The sequence below is a fragment of the Pseudoalteromonas fenneropenaei genome (assembly GCF_042643375.1).
In the GTDB taxonomy this organism is placed as follows: Bacteria; Pseudomonadota; Gammaproteobacteria; order Enterobacterales; family Alteromonadaceae; genus Pseudoalteromonas; species Pseudoalteromonas fenneropenaei.
In genome coordinates this window covers 1-10,277 of sequence record NZ_JBHRSD010000009.1, presented here as the reverse complement: position 1 = coordinate 10,277, position 10,277 = coordinate 1, and the positions used below count along the sequence as shown (strand labels likewise).

General features: G+C 45.4%; 10 protein-coding genes. 4 read left to right on the top strand and 6 right to left on the bottom strand.

The window, feature by feature from the left end; genetic code table 11:
• Positions 1-144: 144 nt before the first annotated feature.
• From ACFOEE_RS04050 to ACFOEE_RS04025, 6 genes are read right to left on the bottom strand one after another with little or no spacing between them, the layout of a single operon-like run.
• Positions 145-1,542, bottom strand: a complete 1,398-nt coding sequence (locus ACFOEE_RS04050) for a DUF2225 domain-containing protein (protein ID WP_377121182.1) — start codon at positions 1,540-1,542, stop codon at positions 145-147.
• A complete protein-coding gene (locus ACFOEE_RS04045) occupies positions 1,542-2,201 on the bottom strand; it encodes a hypothetical protein (protein WP_377121180.1) in 660 nt (219 codons plus the stop codon). Before ACFOEE_RS04045 ends, ACFOEE_RS04050 begins: the two co-directional genes overlap by 1 nt.
• Before the next feature lie 4 nt (positions 2,202-2,205).
• On the bottom strand, positions 2,206-2,607 hold the full coding sequence (locus ACFOEE_RS04040) for an ExbD/TolR family protein (RefSeq protein WP_377121178.1): 402 nt from the start codon (positions 2,605-2,607) through the stop codon (positions 2,206-2,208).
• On the bottom strand, positions 2,607-2,957 hold the full coding sequence (locus ACFOEE_RS04035; protein ID WP_377121176.1) for a MotA/TolQ/ExbB proton channel family protein: 351 nt from the start codon (positions 2,955-2,957) through the stop codon (positions 2,607-2,609). The genes ACFOEE_RS04040 and ACFOEE_RS04035 overlap by 1 nt, the downstream gene beginning before the upstream one ends.
• Entirely contained in the window at positions 2,954-4,243 is a 1,290-nt protein-coding gene (locus tag ACFOEE_RS04030; RefSeq protein ID WP_377121174.1) for a MotA/TolQ/ExbB proton channel family protein, read from the bottom strand. Before ACFOEE_RS04030 ends, ACFOEE_RS04035 begins: the two co-directional genes overlap by 4 nt.
• Complete coding sequence (locus tag ACFOEE_RS04025) at positions 4,240-5,016, bottom strand: DUF3450 family protein (protein ID WP_377121172.1); 777 nt, start codon at positions 5,014-5,016, stop codon at positions 4,240-4,242. The genes ACFOEE_RS04030 and ACFOEE_RS04025 overlap by 4 nt, the downstream gene beginning before the upstream one ends.
• 328 nt (positions 5,017-5,344) lie before the next feature.
• Between ACFOEE_RS04025 and ACFOEE_RS04020 the strand changes: the two genes are divergently transcribed.
• The 4 genes from ACFOEE_RS04020 (at position 5,345) to ACFOEE_RS04005 (ending at position 9,828) form a co-directional block, all read left to right on the top strand.
• Positions 5,345-7,525, top strand: a complete 2,181-nt coding sequence (locus ACFOEE_RS04020; RefSeq protein WP_377121170.1) for a TonB-dependent receptor — start codon at positions 5,345-5,347, stop codon at positions 7,523-7,525.
• Between the two features lie 65 nt (positions 7,526-7,590).
• Positions 7,591-8,271: a Fe2+-dependent dioxygenase gene (locus ACFOEE_RS04015; protein ID WP_377121168.1), complete on the top strand. Its 681-nt coding sequence runs from the start codon at positions 7,591-7,593 to the stop codon at positions 8,269-8,271.
• Positions 8,272-8,703: 432 nt separating this feature from the next.
• A complete protein-coding gene (locus tag ACFOEE_RS04010; RefSeq protein WP_377121166.1) occupies positions 8,704-9,309 on the top strand; it encodes a tyrosine-type recombinase/integrase in 606 nt (201 codons plus the stop codon).
• Positions 9,310-9,318: 9 nt separating this feature from the next.
• On the top strand, positions 9,319-9,828 hold the full coding sequence (locus tag ACFOEE_RS04005) for a hypothetical protein (protein WP_377121164.1): 510 nt from the start codon (positions 9,319-9,321) through the stop codon (positions 9,826-9,828).
• The last annotated feature ends 449 nt before the right edge of the window (positions 9,829-10,277 follow it).

The window sequence follows — 10,277 nt, the reverse complement described above, 5'->3', positions numbered from 1 at the left end:
TGGTGAACTCTCGATACTCACTGTGCTTATTAGATCAAAGGGCTAGATCTGTGTCTAGCCCTTTTTCAACAGTCTGAAGCCAATACGTCACGTATTGGCTTGATTTTATTCTGCGTTACTGTTCACTTATAAATAATCACGCCTTTAGCCTTCATAACGAAGCAACTGCTCAAGATTTTTAATATTAGCGCGTAACTCTTGTCGAGCTGGGTTGACATTCAACACTTGGCGCAGCAAGTTAATCGCCGCTTGATAGCCTTTACGGTCTATTTCCAGTTGTGCTTGCCCCAACAGTGCAGCTTCTTTACTGCTTTCAATGGTACTGGCACGTTGGTAATAATTTATCGCATCGACTAAGTTACCTTTGTCTTTATACAGTGCAGCAAGCATAAGCAAACCTTGACCATTACTTGGCTCAGCGGTAATGCCAGAAATAAGTAATTGCTCAGCCTCTGTATGGCGCTTTTTCGCAATCGCCAGTTGTGCTTTGGCCAGCCATAAACTGCCTTTAAGGTCATTTAGCTTGGCTTTTTCTACAACGTTAAACAAACTCTGCAGCGCATCCCATTGCTGCTCTGCTGCAAACCAGCGACTTAACTGCTGAATATTGCTGTTCAGTTCACTGCTGTCACTTTTATCAGCACGTGTTGTTGCTTGTTCCAAAGCGAATAGCGCTTGGTTCACACTGCCATATTGAACGTGTAATTTTGCTAACAATAGATAATTGCGCATCGTTTGAATTTGGCTGGTTTTAGCACTATTCATACGCATTGCCACTTCCAGCGCTTGTAACGCGTTACTATAAGCTTGCTGACTCAAAGCCAAATAGCTCTGCTGTAACCACCAATCTGGATTATCGGGTTGCTTGTTAATCAGCTCTTTTAATAATGCTTCAGCCTCTGCAAACGCATGCGCTTGCGTCAACGCATGGAGTAAGCCTTTTTGCCATTGGCTATTCTCAGGCTCTAAAAAAAGTGCCTGTCGATAACCGGCAATGGCGCTCCATGGGCCATAACTTTGCAGATTTAAATACGCAAGCTGGCCAAACAGCGCCGCATCGTTTGCACCTAGGCTGATAGCAGCCAACATGGGGGCACGCGCTTGTTGCGGTTGTTGATTGAGAATATAAGCTAACGCCAATGAGCGCTGCGCTCCCACTAACTCTGGTGCTTGTTGGACTGCAGCGGTCAATGCTTGGACGGCTTCATCGTAACGTTTTAGGGTCAGTAACACTTGCCCTCGCATTTGCTGCAATGCTGCGCTGTCTTTTTCTAATGGTCGACTGGCAAATGCCTCTGCAACCTGTTGGTACTGCTGCTTTGCGAGTAAAGGTTTAATATCGCTCATAAAGCCCGCTTCATGGCTGGCGATGGCTAAACTAACTTGGCGGTCACGGTAGTTAAATACGGGCACCGCAATACTCGGTGCTTGCAGCTCAAGCTGGCTGGCACTGTAATCAATCTCAGCAAAAGCAAGGTGGCTGAATAGAAACCCCACCAACAACGACAGTGTTTTTTTTGATTTAAAAGGTATTTTTTGCATTAGTGACTTAACTCCACGGGCCAGATAAATCTTGCCCGAACAGGCTGCTGTGCTTGTGTTGGTGCGGTAAAACGGCTTTGTTTAACCAGCTTATCGATTTGCGGTTTTAGCTCTGGATACGGGTTGCTGACTACATTCACCAGATTAACTGTGCCTTGCTCATCAATAACCACATCTAATTTGACCAATACGCTTTTTATCCCTTGTCGCTCTAAACTTTTTGGGAAAGCGATACGCACTGGCGTAAGTAAAGTTGGTAATCCATCTAAAGTATCTAGACTAACCGCTTGCCAATCGACTTCAACGTTTTGCCACTCTGGCTCCGCCAATGTCATATTCGGGGCAGCCAACGCGACATCAATACTTGGTGCCGACAAATCAAGGGTGATCGGCAAACTCGCTCCAGCCCCTGGGACTGCAAGTGCGAGCTGCTCAGGCTCCGCACTGCTACTTACTGGTGGCGGAGGTGGTGGTGGCGGCGGTAAAGGCAAAGCAAGATCTACCTTGCGCATCACCAGCTCAGGCTCGTCATAATGGCTTAACCAAGTGATCCCTTGCAGTAGCAGCATCAGCAGCATAATTAACGTCACACTTGCCAGCAGCGCGCGACGATGAATACCTTTGAACCAGCGCAGCGCAGTATTATTAACGGCTTTCATGCTATTACTTCCGCGTGGCCAAGCTAACCTGTACGGCACCTGCCAACTTTGCTTCGTCCATAACTTGAACGAGTAACGATGTCGGCACGGTTTTATCCACTTGCAATAAAACCGGTTTATCACCACCACTTAGCAAAGGCTGTAATGTAGGCCTGACCCCAGCAACGCCAATATTGGCACCATCGTAATACACTTGCCCTTGGGTAGTGATAGCCAGCATGATCACGCGGCTAGGAATTTGGCTCGCTGTCAAAGACTGCGGCTTATCAACCTCAACCCCTGTTTCGCGCACAAATACTGTGGTGACGATAAAGAAAATCAACAAGATAAATACCACATCAATTAATGGCGACATATCTATGCTGCTATTTTGCTGCTCTAATCTGTGTTGTAAACGACCTTGCATTACAGCGCCGCTCCTTGTCTTGGACGCTGTGAGCTTAACAGCCAACCGGGAATTGCAAGCAGTAGCCCAAGCTCTGTGGTGTAAAGAGCATCCGCAATACCGCTAGTTAAACTTTGGCTATCCGCACCAAGTCCTAACGACATCGCGCTAAACGATTGTAACAAACCAATAATAGTGCCGAGTAAGCCAAGCAGCGGTAAGCAAGCGGTCAGCACTTGCGAGAAATCCAATCCTAACATGACTTTCTGGCAAGGCTTGGGGCTAAACAAACACACAAAACTGCCATAATAGCTGCCTGCCGCTACTGCAAACATCACCCAGCACAGCGGATTTGCAAGGATCTCTGTCATGCTGCCTCCACATTTTGTTGTGGTGATGATTGTTGGCTTAACTGTTGGCTCAAGCTCAGCGCCAATCCTTCTAACTGTTGGTAATACTGTTTTGCGCGGCGGTTTAATAAAGCATGAGCAATCAAGGCAGGAATTGCGACCACTAGACCAAGTTCGGTGGTGATAAGTGCTTGCGAGATACCGCCAGACACCACTTGCGGATCTCCAGCGCCAAATAACGTCATCATTTTGAAGGTATCTATCATACCCGATACCGTACCCAATAAACCTAACAGCGGGGCCACTGAAGCGGTAATCGCAACAGCACCGACAAACCTCTCTAGTTGCTCACGGCCATCAATCAGCACATTAAATAATTCGTCGTCACGTTGCTGACCCGGCGCAAACTTTTGCCACACCTTAAGTAACTCTCCCGCTGCACCCAACGCCGCCCAGCGCTCTGGCTGAGTTTGCAATAACGATAACCCAGCCATACTCGGTAAACTAGGCAAACGGACAAATTGCAGCGCTTTGTAGATAGCGATGGCTAATGCAAACAGTGCAAACAGTACGATAGGCACCACCCATACCCCGCCTTTTTGCAGATGTTGTAGTAAGTTTTCGGATTGCTCCGCTTGCAACAACGCACTCGTTTGCGTGGGGTCAAAAGTCAATTCAGCCATATCGCCGTTTTGCCATCTCGCGCTTTGCGTTGGCGTAAAGGCATAATCTGCACGCCAAAGCTTGCCATCAAGGCTAGCCAACCCTAACTCTTCACCTAACTTGTAAAGCTGCACAGGTCCAAGGTCTAGTTTATTCGCAGTGCTTACTTCACCTTCACGGCTTACTAGCTGAGTTTCTTGCCATGCGGGTGTTAGACTCGCTGCCATGGCACTTGCAACTTGGTCCAGTTGCTGCAACTGAGTCATAAAATCATTAGTGGCTAAATTGCCCGCATCACGATGAAATTGACTGAGTAAATGCTGTTGATACTGCGTTTGTTCTTGCCACTGCTGAAGACGTTTTTCGAGCGCACTAAGACTAAGATTTTGCTCATCCAGCAAGCGCTGCGCTACTGCAGCTTGCTCACGCAATGTTTGAACATCTTGAGTATGCTGAAAAATTGCTTTACCTAAAGCGCGGCGCTCATCGCGAATTTGCTTATCCGTTTGCTGTAGTTGCTGCTGTGTGGTTTTAATATCTTTTAACAGGCTTTGCTCTGCGGTGCTCGCAGCAGTAACTGGAGAGAATACAGTAAAGCCCGCACAGAATAGCGCCAAAGGTAAACAAAGGTTAATTGACTTCATTGTGCACCTCGGCTTAAGGCAAAGTAAGGTAATGTTACTAAAGCGGCTGGCTGTTGCTTGCGGTACATAGCTAACGCCTGCTGTAGTGCGCCAACATCAATATCGTCTCGTTGCTGCCACTGCCAACTTGTGCCTTTCGGCGCGCCTATACCAATTTGGCTGCCATCTTTAGTCATAAACCAAGCTTGGCTCACGCCCATATACAGCTGTTCAACCAATATTTGTTTACCGTCTAATTCTATAACATCCTGTTGAACTACAATGCGCTTTTGAAAATCACGAAATTGTTGATACATAGCCAGTACTTGCTGTAGCTGCTCAGCGAGCGCTAGCTGCTCCATTGAGCTTTGCCAAGTTTGTAGATTTGCCTGCCAACTTGCTTGCAATGGCGGCGGCATACGGCTTGCGAGTTGCTGCAGTTGTTGGCGATGTTTAATCAGCTCACTACTCAACAGCTGTTGTTGTTGCTCTAGTTGCTGTTGCTCGGTGATAAGCGATTGGCGTTTGCTATCTACCTCAGATTGCCCGCCTTGCTGAACTTTAACCTTGCCACTGAGCTGCTGCTGCTCTTGCTTGAGCAACTGGAGTTGCTGTTCTAGCGCTGGTTTTTCTTGCGCCCACTGCGTCACTAATTGCTGTTGCTGGCGACTTAAGTTCAACCACTGCTCCACCAACTGTGGTAAAGCCTCTGCTGGGGTCGCGTAACCACTCGGTGTGGCTAATAGCATCAATGCGGCGAAAAAAGTAGGACGAATAAGTTGGCGGTTTTTCATTCTGATTAGTTTCCCTCTAGCGCCAACATGAAGTTGGTAATTAGGCATGGCCCTATTTTTTTATTTAGGCACTGCAGATATTGCTGCTGCAATTGGACTACGTTAGGAGATGTTAATAACCACAGTTTGCGCATATTGTGATTGTTTACCGAGATGAAACGATTGTTGCTAATTATGCCAAGACAATAAAGCTATATCAAGTGATATCCATTCGCATTTACATTGCGTTTTAACTCTGCTAGAGTCGCACCGCTTTTAACAACAATACGCTGTTAACATTTAAGGTCAGAGCAAGACCGAGACAGCACCCTCAGTTCATGGAGTTATAATGTCTAATTCAGTTACAAAAGGGAAACTGGTGAAATTAGCCCCGATGTTACCACTGGCAGTTGTCAGTGCGGTTGCAAATGCGCACGCCAATGAGCCACAAGAGCTGGCTGTGACCAAAGCCAAAGCGGAACAACAGCAAACTTACAATGCTGAGCGCTCTACTTCGCACAAAAACACCCAGTCTTTAGCTGATACGCCAAAATCAGTGAGCATCATTACCCAAGATTTGATGCGCGACCAAGGCGTTGACAGTTTACGTGACGCGATGCGTAACATTGCTGGTATTTCGCTCGCCGCAGGTGAAGGCGGTGCCCCGACTGGTGATAATCTCTCTATTCGTGGCTTTAGCGCTCAGAATGATATTTTTATTGATGGTATGCGTGATATCGCAGGTTACTACCGCGACATTTACAACCTTGAAGCGATTGAAGTCAGCAAAGGTCCAAGCTCAGCACAAGCTGGTCGTGGTTCAACAGGCGGCACCATTACCCTTTCAACTAAAAGTGCGAAATTAGATAACTTTAATGAAGTGTCTGCGCGTCTTGGCACCGAGAGCGACTACCGTTTGACACTCGACACCAACATTAAACTCAACGATATCAGCGCAGTCCGTGTAAACGCTTTAGTTGATGACGGTGATGTTGCAGGCCGTGACTATGTTAACAACAGCAAAACTGCTGTAAGCGTTAACGCAGCCACTGGCCTTGGTACTGCAACACGCCTTACGATTAATGGTGAATACCAGAAGCAAGACAACCTACCAGACTATGGTTTGCCTTGGGTTCCGACCTCTGACAAAACGTATATTGACGTTCTAGAGCCATACAAAGGCAAAGCACCAAATGTGCCATACAGCAACTTCTACGGTAATATCTACCGTGATTTTGAAGATATCGAAGCACAAGTCATTACCGCTAAACTTGAGCACGACTTAAGCGCCAATACCTTAGTTCGTGTGCAAGGTCGTGTAGGTGCAGTCGAGCGTCAATCAGTGGTGACTGCGCCACGTTTCAAAGATGCAACTAAATCTGCCAACATTCGTTTAGACGATGAAAAAACCCGCGATACAGAAAACCGTATGGCTGCACTACAGGCAGATTTAATGGGGCGTTATTTCACTGCTGGGATTCAACATGACCTAGTTGCTGGAATCGAGCTTGCAAATGAAAAATTTGAGCGTTGGAACTTCGTTAGCACCACAGATAACTTGATAAGCGATGGTGTAACCAACGATTTATTTAACCCGCAGCAGCATGCCTACACGGGTAAATATCACCGTGAAGGTAACAGCACATTGGCAGAAGGCAAGTCAATCGCGCTATACGTTATCGACACCTTAACCCTTGACCCACAATGGCAACTTACACTTGGCCTACGTCATGACAGTTTTGATGTAGATTATCATTACGATTATGTTGATAGCGCTAAAGTGCTAACTAGCGATATCAGTGAGTTCAGCTGGAACAGCGCGCTTGTCTACAAAGCCAACCAAGATACCAACTGGTACTTAGCTGCTGGCAATAGCTTCAACCCATCAGCGGAAGGCTTAACGTTTAGCACCAGCACTGGCTCAAATTTAGATGAACTTGACCCAGAGCAAACCACCAGTTACGAATTTGGCGTAAAACAGCAATGGTTTGACGATGTACTAAGCACCAGCGTTGCGCTATTCCAAATCACCAAAGACAATGCACGCACCCGTGAACTGGATGGCAGCTACACCCTACACGGTGAGCAGCGTGTGAAAGGGATTGAATTTGCTGCAACGGGCAAAGTATCTCGTAATTTTGATATCGTCACTTCATTAAGCTTACAAGACAGCGAAGTACTATCAGCAAGCGAGCGTGAAGCTGCGACGATTGGTTCTGAGTTACCACGTACGCCAAAAGTGTCTGCTTCTCTATGGGGCCGTTACCAAGCGACTGATAAGTTAGCAATTGGTTTAGGTGCTAACTATATCGGCAAACGTTACAACAGCTCAGATGCTGTGACGCGCCGTGTTGCTGAAGGCTATACCTTAGTGAACATGATGGTGACTTATCAAGTTAACGCTGATTTAGACGTACAGTTAAACGCCACTAACCTATTTGATAAAGAATATATTGACCAACTTGGTGGTGGTCACTTTATTCCTGGTGAAGGTCGCTATATTGGGCTTTCTGCCAACTATCGTTTCTAAGCCACTATAAGTGTTTCCAAAAGGGCAAGCGAACTGGCTTGCCCTTTGATTGTTGAGGAGTTGTGATGTTATTAAAGATCCCTGGTGTGCTCACCAAAGCACAAGTTGCTGATTGTAAAGCCAAGCTAGAAGCCGCAGAATGGTTAGATGGCAATGTCACCGCAGGTTATCAATCCAGCCAAGCCAAACACAACTTACAACTGCCTGAGCAATCCCCTACCGCTATCGACATTGGCAACGTTATTTTAAGTGCCCTCGCTCAGAATAACTTGTTTATGTCGGCTGCCCTGCCACTTAAAATTTTTCCACCGCTATTTAACTGTTATCAAGGTGGGCAAAGTTTTGGTATTCACGTTGATAATGCCATCCGCCAAGTTAAAGGCACGCCTGTTAAAGTCAGAACCGATTTAAGCATGACGGTGTTCTTCTCTGAACCTGAAGAATATGAAGGTGGAGAGCTGGTGATTGAAGATACTTATGGCTCGCACCGCGTCAAACTCGCAGCTGGCGATATGGTACTTTACCCGTCAACCAGCTTACATAAAGTCACACCTGTTACGGCTGGGCGCCGTTTAGCGTCTTTCTTCTGGCTACAAAGTATGGTCAATAGTGATGAAAAACGTACCATTTTGTTTGATATGGATATGGCCATCCAGCAACTGCGTGCGAAAATTCAAGATTCACCTGAGATAGTCCGCTTAACTGGGGTGTATCACAATTTGTTACGCCAATGGGCGCAAACTTAAAAGACGCGTATTAATCTTCAAGGCAACATTGTTGCACAAATTAACGCTGACAGTTCCAGCATAATAATGGTTAGCTGTCAGTTAAAATCTAAACAATCAAAGCTGTAGTAATTAAAGCTGTAGTAGCTCATATTGTGCATGATATAGATGCTCATCGTCCGCTTCTGGCACGATTTAGAAAGTGGACTATGCGCGAACAACAAATGGTCGAACTAACTCATTTTTGGACAGAAATGAGTTAGAGCCGACCGACGGCTCCGTGCCAAATGCAGACATAGCTTAAAACTGCCGCGGAATGTCTGCTTTTAAACTTGAGCAGAAATACATCTCGAATCTCGTCCAAAAATCTCAGAAAAACGTCCTTTATTTTTGAGATCTTTGCACCTATACCTTTCAATTCCTATCCTGACTTATCAAAAAGTGGGTGGTCGCATGGGAGATCATATCGCTTGGAACAAAGGCCGCATAATTGGGCAGAAAGCCCCACTGCGTCCGCAAGAAGTTTGGTCAATCCGGGCCAGATTAGAAATGACGCAAAATATTAAAGAGTTAGCGTTATTTAATCTGGCGATTGATTCGAAATTAAGAGGCTGTGATTTGGTTTCTCTTAAAGTATCAGATGTCATGCGCGGTGGTGAAGTTTTAGCGAGAACGAGCATCGTTCAACACAAAACTGGTACAGCTGTTCAGTTTGAAATTACCCAACAAACTCGCAAGTCGATAAAACAATGGATTGAACTACAAGGCCTAAAATACGACGACTATATTTTTCGTTCTCGAATTAATTCCGTGCCACATATGACCACTCGAACTTACGACAGGATTGTTCATAAATGGGTGGAGTCCATTGGATTAGATTCAAGCCTCTACGGGACACATTCGATGCGCAGAACAAAAGTCTCCATTTTATATAAGCGAGACAAAAACTTACGTGCCATTCAGCTATTGCTTGGCCATAAAAAGATCGAAAGTACAGTGCGCTATCTCGGTATAGATGTACAAGATGCGCTGCAAGCTTCTGAAAACTTAGAACTTTAGGAGAAAATTATGAACATAGCCAATAAGCAAACCTTGTTTAAGTTCATACTCGATACACTACGAGAGGGTGTCGAGAAGTCTAGTACAGAGCTTATGGAGGAGTACATTGCTTCAGCGCAAATAATCGATTACCACAAGAAAAATGTGAAACAGCAGTTTCACCGAGCAGCGATCAATTTGGTAAAACAAGGGCTAATTTCTGCAAAAAAATACCCCGATATTCGCTATCTCTTATTTTCAAAAAATCAAAGCAATCCATTGGAATTAGAGGGCACCGATAACGCATGCAATTTTGCCGCAACACCAACTGTTGAGGAAAACGGCCAAAGCATCGACATGAAATTGGCACAGCTGGAGGATGAAGAAGCTAGTCTTGTAGGCCGTGAAGAAGGGCTGCATTACTTAATCGCGCTGAAGCCTGAAAACGGTGCAATCTTTCAAGATGAACTTAAACATGTTCGACACGAGCGAATGCGTATTAATGCATTTCGTTCTGTTATTGAAAGTTATGGTATTTAGCCACAAAATTTTCTGGGTCAGGTCAAAATACGATTTACAGTTTAGTAACTTACGAGCTTTAGCGAAAGCGAGAAATCCATCGACTAGTTATAGAACATCTTTGACAAAAACATACTAGAACACAGTTACAGAAAATCTATTACAGGGTCATTGTTCGTTATAGATTGATACTTCAATGACTTGGTTTCAATGAAAGAATTGGCCTCGAGCAAAATCCAATTGAGTTACTCGCTAACTCATTCTGTTTTTTGCAGCTGCCAAACAAGATCTTCAACGACATTACCCTGTGATGACAATGTAACTATATAGTACCGGAGAAGTTCATCACAGGGTCTGCCTCGCCCCCATTCACCGACGACTATGCAAAACTTAGAGTTTGTAGGGAAAGCTGAATTATGCTTACGAATTATGTTTTGCCAAATGGGGAGCCAACGCTCTCTTTCTGAGTC

What these genes read in the sequence shown, in the direction of transcription:
- ACFOEE_RS04050 (WP_377121182.1), bottom strand. Translation starts at nt 1,542, where the DNA reads ATGCAAAAAATACCTTTTAAATCAAAAAAAACACTGTCGTTGTTGGTG.
- ACFOEE_RS04045 (WP_377121180.1), bottom strand. Translation starts at nt 2,201, where the DNA reads ATGAAAGCCGTTAATAATACTGCGCTGCGCTGGTTCAAAGGTATTCAT.
- ACFOEE_RS04040 (WP_377121178.1), bottom strand. Translation starts at nt 2,607, where the DNA reads ATGCAAGGTCGTTTACAACACAGATTAGAGCAGCAAAATAGCAGCATA.
- ACFOEE_RS04035 (WP_377121176.1), bottom strand. Translation starts at nt 2,957, where the DNA reads ATGACAGAGATCCTTGCAAATCCGCTGTGCTGGGTGATGTTTGCAGTA.
- ACFOEE_RS04030 (WP_377121174.1), bottom strand. Translation starts at nt 4,243, where the DNA reads ATGAAGTCAATTAACCTTTGTTTACCTTTGGCGCTATTCTGTGCGGGC.
- ACFOEE_RS04025 (WP_377121172.1), bottom strand. Translation starts at nt 5,016, where the DNA reads ATGAAAAACCGCCAACTTATTCGTCCTACTTTTTTCGCCGCATTGATG.
- ACFOEE_RS04020 (WP_377121170.1), top strand. Translation starts at nt 5,345, where the DNA reads ATGTCTAATTCAGTTACAAAAGGGAAACTGGTGAAATTAGCCCCGATG.
- ACFOEE_RS04015 (WP_377121168.1), top strand. Translation starts at nt 7,591, where the DNA reads ATGTTATTAAAGATCCCTGGTGTGCTCACCAAAGCACAAGTTGCTGAT.
- ACFOEE_RS04010 (WP_377121166.1), top strand. Translation starts at nt 8,704, where the DNA reads ATGGGAGATCATATCGCTTGGAACAAAGGCCGCATAATTGGGCAGAAA.
- ACFOEE_RS04005 (WP_377121164.1), top strand. Translation starts at nt 9,319, where the DNA reads ATGAACATAGCCAATAAGCAAACCTTGTTTAAGTTCATACTCGATACA.